Here is an 18,678-nt window from a genome sequence, read left to right on the forward strand (position 1 = left end):
CGCAGGCCGTGCCGCAGCAGCAGGCCGGGCCGGCACGCGCCGGCCGAGAGGGAGCCGTAGGGGCGCGCCGGTGTCGAGAGCCCCAGCGCGCGGAGGCGCGCAGCGCCGAGCACGGTGGGGCACTCGACACCGGCTTAAGGCGCCCCGAAGGCGACCGAACCAAAGGAGGTACGCGACGGCGCCTACCCAACACCGGCCAAGGTGCCCGCCCCGAGGGCGACCGCCCCGTACCGGATAAGGCAGTCTTGTTCCGTGCCCGAACCCGAAACCACCAAACCCGCAGGCCCCCTGCCCCGCGCCCACTCGCACCCGGCAACCCTCAAGCGGCTGGAGCAGTCGTCCGGGAGTCTTGCCGCCCAGGCCATCGCGCGCATGGACGAGACGCTGCCGTGGTACCGGGCTATGCCACCGGAGAACCGTTCCTGGATCGGGCTGGTCGCGCAGGCCGGTATCGCCGCGTTCACCGAGTGGTTCCGGCATCCGGACGCGCCCCAGGCCATCTCCACCGATGTGTTCGGGACCGCGCCCCGTGAGCTGACCCGGGCCATCACTCTCCGCCAGACCGTCGAGATGGTGCGGACGACCATCGAGGTCATGGAGTCGGCCATCGACGAGGTGGCCGCGCCCGGTGACGAGTCCGTGCTGCGCGAGGCGCTTCTCGTGTACGCCCGGGAGATCGCCTTCGCGACCGCCCAGGTGTACGCGCAGGCCGCCGAGGCACGCGGTGCCTGGGACGCCCGGCTGGAGTCGCTCGTCGTGAACGCCGTGCTGAGCGGTGAGGCCGACGAGGGGGCCGTCTCGCGGGCCGCCGCGCTCGGGTGGAACTCGCCCGAGCATGTGTGTGTGGTGCTCGGTACCGCGCCCGACGGGGACAGTGAGCTGACCGTGGAAGCGATTCGGCGGGCTGCGCGCCACGCCAAGCTCCAGGTGTTGACCGGGGTGCTCGGGGACCGGCTCGTCGTCATCGCCGGTGGCGACGACAATCCGCTCGCCGTCGCCAAGTCGCTGATCGGCCCTTATGCGGCCGGACCCGTCGTGGCAGGGCCCATCGTGCCCGATCTCCTGGCCGCGACCCGGTCCGCGCAGGCCGCCGCCGCCGGGCTCAAGGCCTGTTCCGCCTGGCAGGACGCCCCGCGCCCGGTACTGGCGGACGACCTGCTTCCGGAACGCGCGATGGCCGGTGACCCGGGCGCCCGCGACCAGTTGGTGGAGGAGATCTACAGACCACTGGAGGAGGCCGGGTCCGCGCTCCTGGAGACGCTCAGCGTCTATCTGGAGCAGGCGAGTAGCCTCGAAGGTGCCGCGCGGATGCTGTTCGTCCATCCCAACACCGTGCGCTACCGGCTTCGACGTGTGACTGACGTCACCGGCTGGTCGCCGTCCGATGTACGTTCCGCGTTCACGCTGCGGATCGCGCTGATCCTGGGGCGTCTGGCCGATGGAGATCCCCAGAACTAGCCTTTTGTCGGAGCCCCACAAAACCCCCTCGTGTTCTTCGTCCCTGTCCCCACGGGCGGCCGTGCCCGTCCCCAAGAGAGAGTGTGAGAGTGCTCGTACTCGTCGCTCCCGGCCAGGGCGCCCAGACGCCCGGCTTCCTGACCCCCTGGCTCGACCTCCCCGGTGTCGAGGACCGTCTGCGTGCCCTCTCGGCCGCCATCGACCTCGACCTGGTGCACTACGGCACGGACGCCGACGCGGACGAGATCCGTGACACCGCCGTCGCCCAGCCGCTGCTCGTCGCCGCCGGACTGGTCTCCGCCGCGGCACTCGGTGACGTTGCGCCCGGCGCGGTCGCCGGTCACAGCGTCGGCGAGATCACCGCCGCCGTCCTCGCGGGCGTCCTGGACGACACGGCCGCCCTGACCCTCGTACGCAAGCGTGGTCTGGCGATGGCCGAGGCCTCCGCGATCACCGCGACCGGCATGTCGGCGCTGCTCGGCGGCGACCCCGACACGACGGTCCTGCACCTGGAGAAGCTGGGCCTGACCCCGGCGAACGTGAACGGCGCGGGCCAGATCGTGGCCGCCGGCACGCTGGAGCAGCTCGCCGCCCTGGAGGCCGACAAGCCCGAGGGCGTGCGACGGGTCGTGGCGCTGAAGGTGGCGGGCGCGTTCCACACCGAGCACATGGCGCCCGCGGTCGAGGTGCTCGCCGCAGCCGCCGAGCAACTGACGCCCGCCGACCCGCGGTTGACGTACATCTCGAACAAGGACGGCAAGGCGGTCGCGACGGGCGCCGAGGTGCTCGCCCGGCTGGTCGGCCAGGTCGCCAACCCGGTCCGCTGGGACCTGTGCATGGAGACCTTCAAGGAGCTCGGCGTCACCGCGCTCCTGGAGGTGTGCCCCGGCGGCACCCTGACCGGCCTCGCCAAACGTGCCCTGCCCGGCGTGAAGACGCTGGCCCTGAAGACACCCGACGACCTCGACGCGGCCCGCGAGCTCATCGCAGAGCACGCCAACGCCTGAAGAAGGAGCCGTAGGAACATGTCGACGAAGATCAAGCCGAGCAAGGGCGCACCGTACGCGCGGATCCTCGGTGTGGGCGGCTACCGTCCGGTCCGTGTCGTCCCGAACGAGGTGATCCTGGAGACGATCGACTCGTCCGACGAATGGATCCGCTCGCGCTCGGGCATCGAGACGCGGCACTGGGCGAACGACGAGGAGACCGTCGCCGCGATGTCCATCGAGGCGTCCGGCAAGGCGATCGCGGACGCGGGGATCACCGCGTCGCAGATCGGCGGCGTGATCGTGTCCACGGTCTCGCACTTCAAGCAGACCCCGGCCGTGGCGACGGAGATCGCCGACAAGCTCGGCACGAACAAGGCCGCCGCGTTCGACATCTCGGCGGGCTGCGCGGGCTTCGGCTACGGCCTGACCCTCGCCAAGGGCATGATCGTCGAGGGCAGCGCGGAGTACGTGCTGGTCATCGGCGTGGAGCGGCTGTCCGACCTGACCGACCTGGAGGACCGCGCGACGGCCTTCCTGTTCGGTGACGGCGCGGGCGCGGTCGTGGTCGGCCCCGCGAAGGAGCCGATGATCGGCCCGACCGTGTGGGGCTCGGAGGGCGACAAGTCCGACACGATCAAGCAGACCGTGCCGTGGACCGAGTACGACAGCACGGGCAAGTTCCCTGCGATCACGCAGGAGGGCCAGGCGGTGTTCCGCTGGGCCGTGTTCGAGATGGCGAAGGTCGCCCAGCAGGCGCTGGACGCGGCCGGGATCACCCCGGACGACCTGGATGTCTTCATTCCCCACCAGGCCAACGAGCGGATCATCGACTCGATGGTGAAGACCCTCAAACTGCCGGAGCACGTCACGGTCGCGCGTGACGTACGCACCACCGGCAACACCTCGGCCGCCTCGATTCCGCTCGCTATGGAGCGGCTTCTGGCGACCGGCGAGGCGAAGAGCGGCGACACCGCGCTCGTCATCGGCTTCGGGGCGGGTCTCGTGTACGCCGCGACGGTCGTTACCCTCCCCTAGGCACTCCGTGCCGGATCATCATCGGATCCGGCACGGGAAGCACCGCCACACCCTCTGGATCACAAAGAAGGAGCGCCTGACATGGCCGCCACTCAGGAAGAGATCGTCGCCGGTCTCGCCGACATCGTGAACGAGATCGCCGGCATCCCGGTTGAGGACGTCCAGCTGGACAAGTCCTTCACCGACGACCTGGACGTCGACTCGCTGTCCATGGTCGAGGTCGTCGTCGCCGCTGAAGAGCGCTTCGACGTCAAGATCCCCGACGAGGACGTCAAGAACCTCAAGACGGTCGGCGACGCGACCGACTACATCCTCAAGAACCAGGCCTGAGCCACCCCTTAGGCCCGGACCACCAGGCCCGAGCCACCCCATAGGCCCGGCTGCATGGCCCCGCCACCCGGCGGTGGCGCCGCTTAATCCTCGTACCGTTGGAGAGAGAATTCCCGTGAGCCCGACCAATCGCACCGTGGTCGTCACCGGTATCGGCGCAACCACACCGCTGGGTGGCGACGCAGCCTCGACCTGGGAAGGTCTGATCGCCGGCAAGTCCGGTGTGAAGGCCCTGGAGCAGGAGTGGGCCGCCGAGCAGGCGGTCCGTATCGCCGCGCCGGCCGCTGTGGACCCCTCCGAGGTCATCCCGCGTCCGCAGGCCCGCCGTCTCGACCGCTCGGCGCAGTTCGCGCTGATCGCGGCCAAGGAGGCGTGGGCCGACGCCGGTTTCACCGACAAGGCCGGCGAGGACCCGGCGGTCGACCCCGACCGCCTCGGCACCGTCATCGCCTCCGGTATCGGTGGTGTGACGACCCTGCTCGACCAGTACGACGTGCTGAAGGAGAAGGGCGTCCGCCGCGTCTCCCCGCACACCGTCCCCATGCTGATGCCGAACGGCCCGTCCGCCAACGTGGGTCTGCTCGTGGGCGCCCGTGCGGGCGTGCACACGCCGGTCTCCGCGTGCGCCTCCGGCGCCGAGGCCATCGGCTACGCCATCGAGATGATCCGCACCGGCCGCGCCGACGTCGTCGTCGCCGGTGGCACGGAGGCGGCCATCCACCCCCTCCCCATCGCCGCGTTCGGCAACATGATGGCGATGTCCAAGAACAACGACGACCCGCAGGGCGCCTCGCGTCCCTACGACACCGGCCGCGACGGCTTCGTCCTCGGCGAGGGCGCGGGCGTTCTCGTCCTGGAGTCCGCCGAGCACGCGGCGAAGCGCGGTGCCCGGGTGTACGCCGAGGCGGTCGGGCAGGGCATCTCCGCCGACGGCCACGACATCGTGCAGCCGGAGCCGGAGGGGCGTGGCATCTCCCAGGCCCTGCGGAACCTGATGGACAACACCGATCTCGACGCGGCGGAGATCGTGCACGTGAACGCGCACGCGACGTCCACGCCGGCCGGTGACGTGGCCGAACTGAAGGCACTGCGCAAGGTGTTCGGCGACGACGCCGACCACATGGCGGTCTCGGCGACGAAGTCGATGACCGGGCATCTGCTCGGTGGTGCGGGGGGTGTCGAGTCGGTGGCGACCGTGCTCGCGCTGTACAACCGGATCGCTCCGCCGACCATCAACGTCGAGAACCTCGACCCTGAGGCGGAGGCCAACGCGGATGTTGTCCGCGGTGAGGCTCGCAAGCTGCCGGTCGAGGGACGTATCGCCGCGCTGAACGACTCGTTCGGGTTCGGTGGGCACAACGTGGTGTTGGCGTTCCGGACGGTCTGAGAACTTCCTGTACGACGCTGAAGGGCCCCCACCGGTCGGTGGGGGCCCTTCGCACGTACGGAAAAGGAACTCGAAATCACACCACCTGGTGCAGCCAGCGCACCGGCGCGCCCTCACCCGCGTACCTGAACGGCTCCAACTCGTCGTCCCAGGGCTTGCCCAGCAGCTTGGCGATCTCCGCCTCCAGGTCCGTCTCGCCCTGTTGGGACCTCGTCAGGGCCGCGCGCAGGCGGTCCTCCGGGATCAGGATGTCGCCGTGGATGCCGGTTACGGCGTGGAAGATGCCGAGTTCGGGGGTGCAGCTGTAGCGCTCGCCCTCGGCGGTGGGGCTGGGCTCGGCGGTCACCTCGAAGCGGAGGAGGTGCCAGCCGCGGAGGGCCGACGCCAGCTTGGAGGCCGTGCCCACCTCTGCCTGCCAGGAGAATTCGGAGCGCCATGTTCCGGGGGCGGCGGGCTGGCGGATCCAGTCGAGGCTGACGCGTGTGCCGAGCACCCCGGCGACGGCCCACTCGACGTGCGGGCACAGCGCGCGCGGCGCGGAGTGCACGTACAGAACTCCACGTGTCGTCACCGGGACCTCCGGACAGAGCGGGGCATCTTGCTGACTGGCAAACGGCGGCGGCAGGGCAGCCACGTTGAGGGCGAGGCTACCGTGCGGCGGCGCGAGGAGTGTGACGTACCGTCCGTCCCGCTGCCAGGAAACCCCACCATTCACCCAGGGGGACGCTTGTACGGGGGTGAGCCGTTGCATCGCACGCGTGCGGGAACCCTCGCGCGTTGTTATGGGTTGAGATGTGACACGACACCAAGGGGCTGGACCAGGGCATGCGAATCCGACGTCACCGTTCACGGGCCCTGCTCGCCGTCACGGCCGCGGCCGTCCTGGGAGCCGCCGGCTGCGACTCCGGCGGCGGTGACTCCGCCGGCGCACACAGCAAGAGTGGTACGGCGGCCAAGGCGAAGCCCTCCCCCACCCCGGTGTGGGACCGCAGTCCGTCCTCGGTCGCGGCGGTCGGCGACTCCATCACCCGCGGCTTCGACGCCTGTACGGTCCTGTCGGACTGCCCGGAGGTGTCCTGGGCGACCGGCAGTTCGGCCTCGGTCGACAGCCTCGCCGTGCGGCTGCTGGGGAAGACGGGCGCGGCCGAGCGGAGTTGGAACTACGCGGAGACCGGGGCGCGAATGGCCGACCTGCCCGCGCAGATCGGTCAGGCGGTCGCGCGCAAGCCGCAGTTGGTGACCGTGATGGTGGGGGCGAACGACGCCTGTCGGGCCTCGACCTCGGCGATGACCTCCGTGGCCGACTTCCGGGCGGGCTTCGAGGAGTCGCTGAAGTCGCTGCGCCGGGCGCTGCCGAAGACGCAGGTCTACGTCGCGAGCGTGCCGAATCTCAAGCGGCTGTGGTCGCAGGGGCGGACGAACCCGCTGGGCAAGGCGGTGTGGAAGCTGGGGATCTGCCCCTCGATGCTGGCCGACGCGGACGCCCTGGACTCGGCGGCGACGGAGCGGCGGGACACGGTGCTGGACCGGGTGGAGGCGTACAACAAGGTCCTGGAGCAGGTGTGCGCGACGGACGAGCGGTGCCGTTTCGACGGGGGCGCGGTCTACGACTACCGCTTCGGCACGGACCAGTTGAGCCACTGGGACTGGTTCCATCCGAGTACGGACGGTCAGGCGCGGCTCGCCGAGATGGCGTACCGGCGCGTCACGGCGCGCACACCCGTGACCTAGGGTTTCCCTCATGAGTGAACTTTTCGGCACCCTTCCCGACGGCACCCCGGTGCACCGCTGGACCCTGGAGCGGGCGGGCGTCCGGGTGCGGGTGCTGTCGTACGGCGGGATCGTGCAGTCGGTGGAGGTGCCGGACCGGGACGGCCACGTGGTGGACGTGGTGCTCGGGTTCGCGGATCTGGACGGCTATCTCGCTCATCCCGAGCCGTATCTCGGGGCTCTGGTGGGGCGGTACGCGAACCGGATCGCGGGCGGCCGTTTCCCGCTGGACGGCGTCACCTACTCGCTGGCGCAGAACAACGCGCCCAACTCCCTGCACGGCGGCGAGCACGGCTTCGACAAGCGGCTGTGGGACGTCGAGCCGGTCGAGCACGGGCTGCGGCTCGGCCGGGTCAGCGCGCACGGCGAGGAGGGCTTCCCGGGGCGCCTCGACGTCTCGGTGACGTACACGCTGGACGAGTCGGGCGCGCTGCGCATCGCCTACGAGGCGACGACGGACGCGCCGACCCTCGTGAACCTCACGAACCACAGCTACTTCAACCTGAGCGGTTCCGGCAACGCGGGCGGTCATGAACTCCGGCTCGCCGCCTCGCGGTTCACGCCGGTCGACGGCGACCTGATCCCGACCGGCGCCCTGGACGACGTGACGGGCACCCGCTTCGACTTCCGTGAGCCGCGGAAGGTCGGCGCCGGCTACGACCACAACTTCGTGCTCGACAAGGGCCTGACGGCGGCGCCCGTCGAGATCGCCGAGCTGCACGACCCGGCGTCCGGGCGGGTGTTGACGGTGGCGACGACCGAGCCCGGCATCCAGCTGTACACCGCGGACCATCTGAGCGGCGGCCCGTTCTCCCCCGGCGACGGCATCGCCCTGGAGACCCAGCACTTCCCGGACTCCCCGAACCGCCCGGAGTTCCCGAGCACGCAGCTGCGCCCGGGCGGGGTCTACCGGTCGGAGACGGTGTACGGCTTCTCGGCCCGCTGATCGTGCCGGCCGGAAGGTGATGAGCCCCGGCCCAGGGGTCAGGTCCCGGGCCGGGGCTGTCTGTGGGGAGCTTGTCCCGGCTCAGACGTTAATCGTCGTGGCGACCCTGCGGTCCGTGATCGAGCGCCCCGCCTGGATCTCGTACGAACCCTTTACAACTGCCCACGAGTTCGCCGTCTCATCCCAGATCTCGAAAGCCCGTCGCGGAAGGTCGACGATCACCTCGACGCTCTCGCCGGGCCCGGCCTCGACCCCCGCGAAACCGGCCAGCCAGCGGGCGGGACGCTCCGGGTCGGCGTCGGCGGGGACATCGGCAGGGGCCAGATAGACCTGGACGACCTCACGGCCGTGCCGGGCACCGGAGTTGGTGACGCGGACGGTGACCGATGAGCTGTCGGCCTCGATCTCGTCGTAGGTCCAGTCGGTGTAGCCGAGGCCGTGTCCGAAGGCGTACGACGGGGTGCGGCCCTCTTTCTCCCAGGCCCGGTAGCCGATGAACACGCCCTCGGTGTACGGGAGTTCGCCGTCCTCGGGAACGACCTGGGTGACCGGGGCGTCGGTCAGGGAGCCCCAGGTGGTGGGGAGTCGGCCGCCTGGTTCGTGGGTGCCGGTGAGGACGTCGGCGAGGGCGGCGCCGGCCTCCTGGCCGGGGAACCAGCCGAGCAGGACGGCAGCGACCTCGTCGCGCCAGGGCAGTTCGACCGGGGAGCCGGAGTTGACGATCACGACGGTGTTCGGGTTGGCGGCGGCGACGGCGTGCACCAGGTCGTCCTGGCGGCCGGGGAGTCGGAGGTCCGTCCGGTCGTAGCCCTCGGACTCGACGCGTTCGGTGGTGGCGACCACGACGACGGCGGTGTCGGCGGTGCGCGCCAAGTCGACGGCCTCGGCAATGAGTTCGTCGGGGTCGCGCTGCGGTTCCTGGTGGACGAGGGTGAAGCCGATGACCTTGAGGTCGCGGTTCTCGGAGAAGCTCACGACGTAGGTCAGGGACACCTCGACCGGTGTGCCGGCGGTGAGTTGGACCTGGGCGCGGGGCTGCGGGGCGCCGAAGAAGGAGCTGAACGGGTCGTCCTTGAGGGGGCGTTGGACGTCGTCGTAGTACGTCGTGCCGTCGACGGTGAGGGTGAAGGCGCCCAGTCCCTTGATGCCGAAGGTGTGTTGGCCGGTCTCGCGCGGGGCGAAGGTGCCGGCGAGTTCGACGGTGCGGAGGGTGTCGTGGGTGACGCCCTCGGGAAGGTCGTCGCCCATCCACCGGAGCTGCCCGTTGGGCGCGGAGGCGGTGCCGATGACCCGGCCCGCCGCGTCCCGGCAGATGGCGCGCAGCTCGAACCCCTTGTCGGCGGCGGCGAGTTCGGTGTTCGGGTCGGCGCCGACGGCGTAAGTGAGGGTACCGTCGGGGAGGGCGGCGGTGAGGCCGTCGAGCGGGGAGACGATGTGGGGCGGGAAGACGATGGCGGAGCCCCCGCCGAGGACGCGGGCGTCGCGGGCGGCGGCGCCGAGGAGCGCGACGGTGCCGTTGGGCTTCAGCGGAAGAGCGTTGTCCTGGTTCCGCACAAGGACGAAGGAGCGGCGGGCGATCTCGCGGGCGAGAGCCTCGCCGTCGACAGGGGACGGGAGTTGGGCTTCCGCCACGACAGGTTCGGCGCCGTCCAGGATGCCGACGCGGGCGGCGAGCCGCAGCACGTTCCGTACGGCCGCGTCGACGGTGGCCTCCTCGACCTCGCCGTCGATGACGGCCTGCGCGAGGGCGTCGCCGTAGACGGTCTTCGGGCCGGGCATGGCGGCGTCGAGGCCGCCCTCGATGGCGCCGGTGGTGGAGCGGGCGGCGGTCCAGTCGGAGACGTTGAAGCCGTCGAAGCCCCATTCGCCGCGCAGGATGTCGTTCACGAGGTAGCGGTGCTCGGTCATCGTCGTGCCGTTGACCGTGTTGTAGGCGGTCATGATGCCCCAGGGGTGGGCGTTCTCGACGATGTGCTCGAAGGGGGCCAAGTACAGCTCGCGCAAGGCGCGTTGGGAAATGAGGTTGTCGACGGTGAAGCGGTCGGTCTCGGCGTCGTTGGCGACGAAGTGCTTGACGGTGGTGCCGATTCCGCCTTCCTGTACGCCTGTTACGTATCCGGCGCCGATCCGTCCGGTGAGGTACGGGTCCTCGCTGTACGCCTCGAAGTGCCGCCCGCCGAGCGGGGAGCGATGGAGATTGACGGTCGGCGCGAGGAGTACGTGGACACCCTTGCGGCGGGCCTCCTGGGCGAGCAACACGCCTGCACGGTGGGCGAGTTCGGGGTCCCAGGTGGCGGCGAGGGCGGTGGGCGACGGCAGCGCGATCGACGGGTCGTCGGCGGTCCAGCGCACACCCCGGACGCCGATCGGGCCGTCGGACATGACGAGGGACCGCAGGCCGATCTCCGGAAGGGCGGGCAGGGACCACATGTCCTGCCCGGCGAGCAGTCGCGCCTTCGCCTCCAGGTCGAGCTTGCCGAGGGCCGCCTCCACGGCTGCTTCACGGGCCTCGTCGGCCGGGGTGCGGGTTCCCGCCATCGCTGTGCCTCCTCGTTGAGTCCGTACCGTGCGATGCCTCCATCGTGCATCGGTTACCTGTAGAGCGGTAGGTTTCGTAACCTTGCTGTTATGTGAACTGTCGTCGGGTGTCGTACGGTGACGCCATGAACGCCACGAACTCCAGGACCCGGCACGAGGAGCGGCGCGCCGAGATCGTGCGGGCGGCCCTGGAGGTGATCGCCGAGCGCGGCTACCGGGGCGCGAGCCTGGCGGCGGTGGCGGAGCGGGTCGGGCTGACCCAGCAGGGGCTGCTGCACTACTTCCCGACGAAGGACGCGCTGCTCGTCGCCGTCCTTGAGGAACGGGACCAGTGGGACGCGGTACCGGACAGCCGCTGGCGGATCGACCTGCTCGCCTCGCTGGTCGAGTACAACGCGATGCGGCCCGGGATCATCCAGACCTTCTCCGCGCTGCTCGGCGAGAGCATCACGGAGGGGCATCCGGCGCGCGCCTACTTCGCCGAGCGGTACGTCCGGGTACGGGCGAGCATGGCGGGCGTGCTGCGCGCCGAGTACGGCGACCGGCTGCCGAACGGCCTCACGCCCGAGCGCACGGCTCCGCTGCTGGTCGCGGTGATGGACGGGTTGCAGTACCAGTGGCTGCTGGACCCGGAGTCGGTGGACATGCCGGGGGCGTTCCGGGACTTCCTGGCGCTGCTGGGCGAGGGCTGAGGTCCCGTGAACTCCCCGAACTCCCTTGCTACTGCCGCCAGATGACAGCGAGCGTCTTGCTCACCACACACACCAGGGCGAAGACGAGAGCCCAGTCGTAGGCCCCGGCGAGGGCCAGTGCGACGGCTCCGGCACCGAACCACACCACCTCGAACCCGACACGGCCGGCGCCACGCACCTTGTACCTGGCCTTCGGGGAACCGCACAGCCCCCACAGCACGGCGAGCACGACCGGCCCACCGAGCCCGAGCAGCCAGGTCAACGGGGTCGCGATGTCCCGCGTGAACCCCCAGTAGCCGACGGCCACGAGGGCGCCGAGCTCGATGGCGAAGAGGACACCCAGGTTCGCTGCCTTCGCTGTCTTCGCTGCGGTCATGGACGGCAGTATCACCCGGAGGCGATCACTCCGTCGCGGGGACGGCGGCCACGACTTCGATCTCGATCAGCGCCTCCGGCCGGAGGAGGTGGGGCGGATCGGTTCGTCCGTCGCACCCGTGGCGTAGACCACTCCCGTCACGCGATACTGCGGCCGTCCGGCACCGCACCGCACCCCACTGCGACGGAAGGCCCCAACCACCTTGAACGTCATACGAGTTCGGACCAGCGTCCTCGGACTGGCCCTGCTGGCCGGTTTCTCCGCCCCCAGTACCGGGGCGGTGGCCGACACCGCTCTGTCCCCGACCGTCGAGGAGCAACGGCTCGACAAGGAGGTCCCCCAGGAGATCCTCGAACACTCCGGATTCGACACCGTGGCCCCGGAGTTCACCCAGGCACTCGAAGCCGCGCACAGCTACGCGCAGGCCCGGCGCGTCGTCGTACGTGAGGGAACCGCGCTGTGGCAGCGGGCCGTTGACCGGGCGCAGGGGCGGGGGCCCGCGGGCGGTGATCTCAGTCGGGACGACGATCGGCCGTTGTACTGGGCGCGGTTGGGGATGACGCGGGAAGTGCGGTCCTGGGAGCCCGGGTTCGGGATCACGGACGGTCAACGGGCCGCGCTGCTCTCCGAGTTGGAGATGACTTCGCGCGGGCAGAGCAGTATCCGGTATCCGCACGAGAAGGGGCTCAAGCGGATCCTGGTGACCGGGTTCGACCCGTTCACGCTGGACCAGGACATCCGGATCTCCAATCCGTCCGGGGCGACCGCGCTCGCTCTCGATGGCACGGTGATCCAGACGGCGGACGGTCCGGCGCGGATCGAGACGGCCATGTTCCCGGTGCGGTGGGCGGACTTCGCGGAGGGGACCGTGGAGCGGACGCTGCGGTCGTATCTGCCGAAGGTGGATCTGTTCACGACCGTGAGCCAGGGGCGGGTGGGCCGTTTCGACGTCGAGCGGACCAACGGGGCCTGGCGGGGCGGATATCCGGACAACGACAACATCTCGCGGACGGAGACCGTGCCGGTCACCGACCCGGCCTCGCAGCCCCAGTGGACGTCGACGACCCTGCCGTACAAGGACATTGTGGCCGCGAACACCGGGCGATTCCCCGTCTACGACCACACAGAGGTCACCGAGATCCCGGCAGGCGGGACCACTCCGGTCGTACGGCCCGACGGACCGACCTCGGGGTCCACGGCCCGCGCCGGGGGCGGCGGCAACTACCTCTCCAACGAGATCGCCTACCGGGCGACCCTGCTACGGGACCGGCTCGGGCTGCACGATTCGCTGCCCGGTGGTCATATCCACACGCCGGTACTGCAGTTCGGGACCGGGAACACCGACCCGGCGACGGGGACGATCACCGATCCTGAGTTCGTCCGGAACCGGGTGGACATCATCGCGCAGGTCAGGGCGATGGTGACGGTGGCGATGGACGCCTCACTGGTCCACTGACTCCGGGTCGGCTTCCGCGTCGTCCCCCTCGGTCTCCTCCCCCAGCAGCTCCCGCGCCATCATCGTCGCCCCCGCCACCGCCCCCGGCATCAGGAACACCGCGACGAACGGGACCAGGAAGGAGAGGCCGAGGGGGGTGCCGAAGCCCCAGATGAGGGTTTTGCGGGAGCGGAGGAGAGTGAGGCGGGCGCGGAGGTCGATGCCTCGGCGCTGGAGGGCCACGGCCGTCAGCTCCTCCGTCAGGAAGAAGCCGGTGACGAAGAAGCCGATCACCGGGACGACCGTCTGACCGACGAACGGGAGGAAGCCGAGGGCGAAGAGCAGGACGCCCCACAGCAGCGCGCGGACCAGGATGCGGAGGCTGTCGCGGGCCGAGATCCACAGTTCGCGCCAGAGGGCGAGGCCCGATTCGGGGGCCGTGCCGTCGGAGGAGACGTCCCGGTCGACCTTCTCGGAGAGGGTCTCGTAGAACGGCTGGCCTATGAGGAGGGTGACGGCCGTGAAGGTCAACACCGAGAGCAGCAGGGCCAGTACGAACAGGACGACCGTGAGGAAGCCGCGGAACAGGCCCTGCCACGGGCTCGACCAGTCGTCCGCGAAGGGCGTCGTCCAGGCGACGAAGTCCTCGCCCCACAGCGCCAGCGCGACCAGCGCCGCCACGTACAGGACCAGCGTGATCAGACCGGGAATCAGCCCGAAACCGTAGTGCCTCCCATGCCGAGCCATCCAGCGCTGGCCCTTCAGGAGATAGCTGAATCCCGCCCCAAGATCATGCATGGGGTGAACTTTACTCAGCGTCGGCACTACGCGGTCGACACCGCCACGACGACCCCCTGGTCCGCCGCAGGCGACACCGCCGCCGTCACCCGTACCGCCGCCGCCCGGGCCACCCGGCCCGCCCTGAAGGCCGCAGCGAGGAGGACCGGCTGGATGTGCTCCAGGGTCGAGACGAACAGTTCCTCCCCGGCGATCAGCATCGGCCTCGCCGCCTTCGTGGTCGCCGCGGCGGCCTCCGTGAGGTCGGCGAGGGGCGGGAGGGTGGCCCGGAGCACGTTCACGCCCGCGGTCGCCGTCCGTTGTGCGAGGGCGACCTGGAGTGGCAGGAGTGGGGCCAGCGCGGCCGTCAACGCCTCGGCGATGCGCCGGAGTTCGGGGGACGCGTCGGCCAAGGTGTCGGCCAGCGCCCTGATCGGCGGGGTGAGGGCGAGCAGGATGCCGGCGGCAACGCCCGCCGCCGCGGGCAGCAGCGGGGAGGCCGCCTCCACCAGATCGCCGAGCGCTGCGGCGAACTCCTCGACCGCCGGTTCCACCGCGTCCAGGACGGGCAGCAGGCTGTCGCCGAGGACGGTGAGCAGGGCCTGCGCCGGTTCACTCACCGGGTGCACGGCCAGCGGTGCGCCGGTCGTGCCGAGCCTGGTCAGGGTGTCGACGATGCGGTAGAAGGCCTCCTGGGCCTGCGGCGACGCGCTCGCCTCGGCCAGTTCGGCGGTGGTCTCGCGCAGGACCCGGAGCGCCTCCGCGCCCGAACCGTCCCGTGGATCAAGGGTGTTGATCGCGATCCTGGTGATGTTCCCGGCCGTGTCCAGGAGTTGGCCGGTGATGTCGGTGGTGCTGCGTGCCATGCGCAGCACCTCGCCCCTGCTGGGGAGCGAAGGAATCGTTGCCATGGGGAACTCCTCGCCGTACGCAGTCGTCCGCAGTCGTCCTCAGCAGCCATGCGCAGCCGGCCGCACCCGCTGCCCGGTACCGGTGACCTGTGCTCAGCATGCCCGTTCCGCGGCCCGGCGAATGCGCCATCCGGGGCATCGACGACACCGACAACTTCCTGTGTGCCGTTGAGTCGAACAGGTGCGGCTCGCCGTACCGATCTCTGGAACCAAGAGGAGGTACGCGTGCGCACCATTGCCAGAGCCGTCCCCCCGAGACCCGTTCTGATCACCGCCGTCGTCCTGACCACCGCCGCCGGTTCGCTCCTGCTCCAGCCCCGCACCGCGGGCGCCGACCCCTACCCCGCGACCCGCGAGGGCTCCGCACCGGACCGGCGTGCCGCCCTCGCCCCCGCCGGTGCCGCCCGCCGCGCCCTCACGGCCACCGTCCCGCGCACCGATCCCCACCTCGGCTATCCCCGCCGCCAGGTCCTCTCCCCCGACCCGGTGAACCCCGCCGACGCGTCCCTGAAGCTCGGCCTGACCCCGTACCACGCCCTCGCTCCACGCCTGAACGCCCTTCAGCGGCTCGGCGACCGGGTGAGTGTCGAGGTCGCGGGCGTCTCGGCCGGCGGCCACCGGCTCTACCTCGTCACGGTCACCGCCCCGGAGACCGCCCACCAGGCCACCGCCCAGGAACGGATGCGCGCACTCATCGGGAACGCGCCCGCCACCGCCGCCAAGTCCCCCGAGATCAGGAGCACTTACAAGACCCCGGTCTTCTTCGACAACAACATCCACGGCGACGAGTGGGAGGGCACGGACGCCTCCCTCGCCCTCATCGAGCAGCTCGCCACCGCCAACGACACGAAGACCACAGACCTGTTGGCGCACAGCCGCCTCTACTTCAACATCACGGCGAACCCGGACGGCCGTATCGCCGGCACCCGCACCAACGCCAACGGCTTCGACCTGAACCGGGACATGGTCACCGCCTCGCAGCCCGAGACCCGCACGATCCGCCACCTCACCATCGCCGAACAGCCCGCCGTCATGCTCGACCTGCACGGCTACGTCAACGGCACCCTCATCGAGCCGACCACTCCCCCGCACGGCGAGAACTACGAGTACGACCTCTTCCTCAAGAACACCTACGCCAACGCCCTGGGCATGGAGACCGCCGTCAACGACCTCGGCTACACACCGGCCAAGGACGAGGTCTCACCTCCCCAAATCCCCTTCCGCGACCAGGCGGAGGGCTGGGACGACTGGCCCCCGGTCTTCACCCCGCAGTACGCGGCCTTCCAGGGCGCGGTGGCCGCCCACACGGTCGAGATCCCGCTCCAGGTCAACAACTCGGCCTACGACACCCTCCCCACCGCCGAGCTGCGCCGCCGCGCCGCGATCAACGTGTCCGTCGCGGGCGCGGCGATGCGCGCCACCCTCAACTACGCCCGGTCCCACCGCAGTTCCCTCATCGCCGACCAGATCGAGATGTTCCGGCGGGGAGCGGCGGGCGCCGAGCAAGTACCGGTGTCGACACGGACCGTCCCGGGGGTCCCGGGCATCGGCCCGGAGGACGTCTACACAACCGAATTCCCCCGCGCCTACACCATTGCGGCCGACACCGCGGGCGCCCGCCTCGTCACCCATCTCCTCGCCAACGACATCCGCGTGCTACGCGCGGCGAACGGCTCGTACGTCGTCGACATGCACCAGCCCAAACGGGGCCTGGCGAACGCCCTGTTGGCCGACGGCCGTGACATCAGCGACAGGGTGACGGCCATGTACGACATCTCGGCCTGGAGCCTGGGCCGCCTGTGGGGCGCCACGGTCGAGACGGCACCCGACCTCCCCGGCACGCCCCTCACCCCTGTCTCCGCCCCCTCCCCCGTCGCCCGCGTAGCCCCGCACGGCGACCTCCGCCTCCGCCTCACGGACCCGGCCGAGTTCGCGGCCCTCAACTCCCTTCTCCAGCAAGGAGTTCCGGTACGGCGAACGGCGGACGGCAGCGCGATCGTGCCGAACACGACCGCGGCGCGGGCAAAGGCGACCACGGCGGCTCATGCATACGACGTGAAGTTCGAGGCCACCACTCTCGCCGGTGTCACTCCCCTCCTCCTCCCCCTCCACCGCGTCCGGGTCGCCGCCGCCGTCACCGCGGGCGAGCTGTTCGCGCTGCGGGAGATGAACTTCGAAGTGACACCCGTGTCGACGGACGTCCTGAACGCCGGGTTCGACTGGTCGAAAGCAGATGTGTTGTTCGTGTCGACGGGGCTGGAGTACGGAAACCTGACCCCGGCCGCCCGCAAAGCCCTCGGCACCTTCCTGTCGGCCGGCCACGGCCTAGTCGGACGGGGTGTCACCGGCGCCGCGCTGAGCACGGCGGCCGGACTACTGACCGCGAAGCCCGCCGAGGGCAACGAGGATGCCAACGGCGTCGTACGGGTGGTGAATTCAGGACCGGTAACGGCCGGAGCCCCACCCCACACCTTCGTCTACGCGCCGGTGTGGTTCACCGACCTCGGGCCCGGGGTGCGCGTGGAGCAGTCGTACGCGACCGGGAACCCGCTCGTCGCCGGGCACTGGCGGGCGCTGGCGGACGGCTCCGGCGGTCCTGTCGCCGCGGCGGGCCGGCCCTCGGTCATCAGTGGCCCGCACGCTGTCCTGTTCGGCACGGAGCCCCTCTTCCGGGATCACCCGAAGGGGGAACTCCCGCAGGTCGGACGGGCGTTGTTCACCATGGCACACGCGAGCAGCGGATCAGTTGAGGAGAGCGGATGACCCAGGAGATCCACGGCACCGTAGCCGAAGGCTTCGAGACGGTGCGGGAGAAGTTCGCCGCGTTCGTAGCAACTGAACGCACCGACTACGAGGGCCAGTTGTGTGCATACGTACACGGACGACGGGTCGTCGACCTGTGGGCGGCACCGCCCGGCGCCGACGGCGGCGACTCCCTCTATGGCCTGTTCTCGTCCACGCAGGGCGCCGCGCACCTCGTGGTGGCGCTGCTCGTGCAGGACGGCACGCTGGAGCTGGACCGCAAAGTGACGTACTACTGGCCGGAGTTCGCGTCCGAGGGCAAGGGCGCGCTCACGCTGCGCGAGTTGCTCGCACACCGGGCGGGTCTGGTCGGGACGGACTCGGGTTTCACACTCGACGAACTCTCCGACGACCGGGCGCTCGCCGAACGCCTCGCCGACCAACGGCCGTTCTGGCGCCCGGGCACGGCCTTCGGCTGTCACGCTCTGGTGATCGGCGCGTTGACCGGCGAGATCGTACGGCGGGCGACGGGCCGTTCGCTGCAGGAGGTGCACGAGGAGAGAGTGCGGGCACCGTACGGCCTGGACTTCTTCCTCGGCCTGCCGGCAGCGCACGAGCCCCGCTTCCGCACCACCCAGCCCCAGTTGCCGACCCCGGACCAACAGGCCGCGCGTACCGCGCAGCCGGCCGGACCGCACACTCTCGCTGCGATCGCGTTCAACGTGCACGCGACGACGCAGCCGACCGACCTGTCGTCGCTCCCGAACGAACGGGTGATCCGGGCGAAGGGTCCCGCGTCGATCGGCGGGGTGGGCTCGGCGCGTGGTCTCGCCGGGTTGTACGCGGCGGCGATCAGCGAAGTAGGCGACAGGTCCCCGCTGTTGAAGCCGGACACGGCGGCGGAGTTCGGTCAGCTGCATTCCGTCGGCTACGACGTGGTGGCCGCCACGCACAAGTCGTACGGCCTGGGTTTCCAGGCAACGGCGGACTCCTGGTACCCGTTCCTGGGCGCCGGGACGATCGGCCACAGCGGCGAGGCAGGCTCCCAGGCCTTCGCCGACCCCCGCAGCGGCCTGGCCTACGGCTACACCAGGCGCCGCTTCGCGTCCCCGGCCGGCCCGGCACAGGAAAACGCGGGGTTCGTGCAGGCGGTCCACAAGGCAACACTGGCAAGCTGAACAAACGGCGTGGGCCCTCGCCAAGGGCGAGGGCCCACCAAGTCCAACTGTCCCCACGCGCCGGCCGAGAGGGAGCCGTAGGGGCGCGCCGGTGTCGAGAGCCCCAGCGCGCGG

Annotated in this window: 16 protein-coding genes; 11 read left to right on the forward strand and 5 right to left on the reverse strand. The window is 70.6% G+C overall.

Translation table 11 applies throughout. The features are described 5' to 3' along the window. The first annotated feature begins 252 nt into the window (after nucleotides 1-252). From fasR to AB0I69_RS48470, 5 genes are all read left to right on the forward strand, one after another. The gene (gene fasR, locus AB0I69_RS48450) at nucleotides 253-1,458 is read left to right on the forward strand and encodes a fatty acid biosynthesis transcriptional regulator FasR (RefSeq protein WP_363102268.1); all 1,206 of its coding nucleotides are present in this window, start codon (nucleotides 253-255) and stop codon (nucleotides 1,456-1,458) included. Nucleotides 1,459-1,547: 89 nt separating this feature from the next. Continuing rightward, entirely contained in the window at nucleotides 1,548-2,465 is a 918-nt protein-coding gene (locus tag AB0I69_RS48455) for an ACP S-malonyltransferase (protein ID WP_363102269.1), read from the forward strand. Nucleotides 2,466-2,483: 18 nt separating this feature from the next. Continuing rightward, complete coding sequence (locus AB0I69_RS48460; protein WP_363102270.1) at nucleotides 2,484-3,482, forward strand: ketoacyl-ACP synthase III; 999 nt, start codon at nucleotides 2,484-2,486, stop codon at nucleotides 3,480-3,482. An 81-nt stretch (nucleotides 3,483-3,563) separates the two neighbouring features. Beyond that, complete coding sequence (locus tag AB0I69_RS48465; protein WP_200715295.1) at nucleotides 3,564-3,812, forward strand: acyl carrier protein; 249 nt, start codon at nucleotides 3,564-3,566, stop codon at nucleotides 3,810-3,812. A 115-nt stretch (nucleotides 3,813-3,927) separates the two neighbouring features. Next, nucleotides 3,928-5,199 (forward strand): beta-ketoacyl-[acyl-carrier-protein] synthase family protein, encoded by a 1,272-nt coding sequence (locus AB0I69_RS48470; RefSeq protein WP_363102271.1) that lies wholly within the window; start codon nucleotides 3,928-3,930, stop codon nucleotides 5,197-5,199. 76 nt (nucleotides 5,200-5,275) lie between these two features. Here the strand turns inward: AB0I69_RS48470 and AB0I69_RS48475 are convergent, their stop codons facing one another. Next, entirely contained in the window at nucleotides 5,276-5,770 is a 495-nt protein-coding gene (locus AB0I69_RS48475; RefSeq protein WP_363102272.1) for a DUF3145 domain-containing protein, read from the reverse strand. Nucleotides 5,771-6,024: 254 nt separating this feature from the next. On the opposite strand from AB0I69_RS48475, the gene AB0I69_RS48480 reads away from it, so the two are divergent. Next, on the forward strand, nucleotides 6,025-6,930 hold the full coding sequence (locus tag AB0I69_RS48480) for an SGNH/GDSL hydrolase family protein (protein WP_363102273.1): 906 nt from the start codon (nucleotides 6,025-6,027) through the stop codon (nucleotides 6,928-6,930). 10 nt (nucleotides 6,931-6,940) lie between these two features. After that, entirely contained in the window at nucleotides 6,941-7,915 is a 975-nt protein-coding gene (locus AB0I69_RS48485; protein ID WP_363102274.1) for an aldose epimerase family protein, read from the forward strand. 81 nt (nucleotides 7,916-7,996) lie between these two features. Here AB0I69_RS48485 and AB0I69_RS48490 read toward each other — a convergent pair whose 3' ends face one another. After that, nucleotides 7,997-10,453 (reverse strand): glycoside hydrolase family 3 C-terminal domain-containing protein, encoded by a 2,457-nt coding sequence (locus AB0I69_RS48490; protein WP_363102275.1) that lies wholly within the window; start codon nucleotides 10,451-10,453, stop codon nucleotides 7,997-7,999. Nucleotides 10,454-10,560: 107 nt separating this feature from the next. Between AB0I69_RS48490 and AB0I69_RS48495 the strand changes: the two genes are divergently transcribed. After that, on the forward strand, nucleotides 10,561-11,145 hold the full coding sequence (locus tag AB0I69_RS48495) for a TetR/AcrR family transcriptional regulator (RefSeq protein WP_363102276.1): 585 nt from the start codon (nucleotides 10,561-10,563) through the stop codon (nucleotides 11,143-11,145). Nucleotides 11,146-11,173: 28 nt separating this feature from the next. Here the strand turns inward: AB0I69_RS48495 and AB0I69_RS48500 are convergent, their stop codons facing one another. Continuing rightward, the gene (locus AB0I69_RS48500) at nucleotides 11,174-11,521 is read right to left on the reverse strand and encodes a YrdB family protein (RefSeq protein ID WP_363102277.1); all 348 of its coding nucleotides are present in this window, start codon (nucleotides 11,519-11,521) and stop codon (nucleotides 11,174-11,176) included. Nucleotides 11,522-11,723: 202 nt separating this feature from the next. Between AB0I69_RS48500 and AB0I69_RS48505 the strand changes: the two genes are divergently transcribed. Beyond that, nucleotides 11,724-12,977 (forward strand): pyroglutamyl peptidase, encoded by a 1,254-nt coding sequence (locus tag AB0I69_RS48505; protein WP_363102278.1) that lies wholly within the window; start codon nucleotides 11,724-11,726, stop codon nucleotides 12,975-12,977. Here the strand turns inward: AB0I69_RS48505 and AB0I69_RS48510 are convergent. Continuing rightward, entirely contained in the window at nucleotides 12,963-13,754 is a 792-nt protein-coding gene (locus AB0I69_RS48510; RefSeq protein WP_363102279.1) for an EI24 domain-containing protein, read from the reverse strand. The genes AB0I69_RS48505 and AB0I69_RS48510 overlap by 15 nt on opposite strands. A gap of 26 nt (nucleotides 13,755-13,780) precedes the next feature. Continuing rightward, nucleotides 13,781-14,644 (reverse strand): hypothetical protein, encoded by an 864-nt coding sequence (locus tag AB0I69_RS48515; protein ID WP_363102280.1) that lies wholly within the window; start codon nucleotides 14,642-14,644, stop codon nucleotides 13,781-13,783. A 225-nt stretch (nucleotides 14,645-14,869) separates the two neighbouring features. Between AB0I69_RS48515 and AB0I69_RS48520 the strand changes: the two genes are divergently transcribed. Both AB0I69_RS48520 and AB0I69_RS48525 read left to right on the forward strand, forming a co-directional pair. Continuing rightward, nucleotides 14,870-17,407, forward strand: coding sequence for a M14 family zinc carboxypeptidase (locus AB0I69_RS48520; protein ID WP_363102281.1), 2,538 nt, complete (start codon nucleotides 14,870-14,872; stop codon nucleotides 17,405-17,407). After that, nucleotides 17,404-18,564 (forward strand): serine hydrolase domain-containing protein, encoded by a 1,161-nt coding sequence (locus AB0I69_RS48525; protein ID WP_363102282.1) that lies wholly within the window; start codon nucleotides 17,404-17,406, stop codon nucleotides 18,562-18,564. The genes AB0I69_RS48520 and AB0I69_RS48525 overlap by 4 nt, the downstream gene beginning before the upstream one ends. Nucleotides 18,565-18,678: the final 114 nt, after the last annotated feature.

This window comes from Streptomyces sp. NPDC050508, assembly GCF_040655155.1.
Lineage (GTDB): Bacteria > Actinomycetota > Actinomycetes > Streptomycetales > Streptomycetaceae > Streptomyces.

What these genes read in the sequence shown, in the direction of transcription:
- AB0I69_RS48480 (WP_363102273.1), top strand. Translation starts at nt 6,025, where the DNA reads ATGCGAATCCGACGTCACCGTTCACGGGCCCTGCTCGCCGTCACGGCC.
- AB0I69_RS48525 (WP_363102282.1), top strand. Translation starts at nt 17,404, where the DNA reads ATGACCCAGGAGATCCACGGCACCGTAGCCGAAGGCTTCGAGACGGTG.
- AB0I69_RS48460 (WP_363102270.1), top strand. Translation starts at nt 2,484, where the DNA reads ATGTCGACGAAGATCAAGCCGAGCAAGGGCGCACCGTACGCGCGGATC.
- AB0I69_RS48485 (WP_363102274.1), top strand. Translation starts at nt 6,941, where the DNA reads ATGAGTGAACTTTTCGGCACCCTTCCCGACGGCACCCCGGTGCACCGC.
- AB0I69_RS48490 (WP_363102275.1), bottom strand. Translation starts at nt 10,453, where the DNA reads ATGGCGGGAACCCGCACCCCGGCCGACGAGGCCCGTGAAGCAGCCGTG.
- AB0I69_RS48500 (WP_363102277.1), bottom strand. Translation starts at nt 11,521, where the DNA reads ATGACCGCAGCGAAGACAGCGAAGGCAGCGAACCTGGGTGTCCTCTTC.
- AB0I69_RS48465 (WP_200715295.1), top strand. Translation starts at nt 3,564, where the DNA reads ATGGCCGCCACTCAGGAAGAGATCGTCGCCGGTCTCGCCGACATCGTG.
- AB0I69_RS48515 (WP_363102280.1), bottom strand. Translation starts at nt 14,644, where the DNA reads ATGGCAACGATTCCTTCGCTCCCCAGCAGGGGCGAGGTGCTGCGCATG.
- AB0I69_RS48510 (WP_363102279.1), bottom strand. Translation starts at nt 13,754, where the DNA reads ATGCATGATCTTGGGGCGGGATTCAGCTATCTCCTGAAGGGCCAGCGC.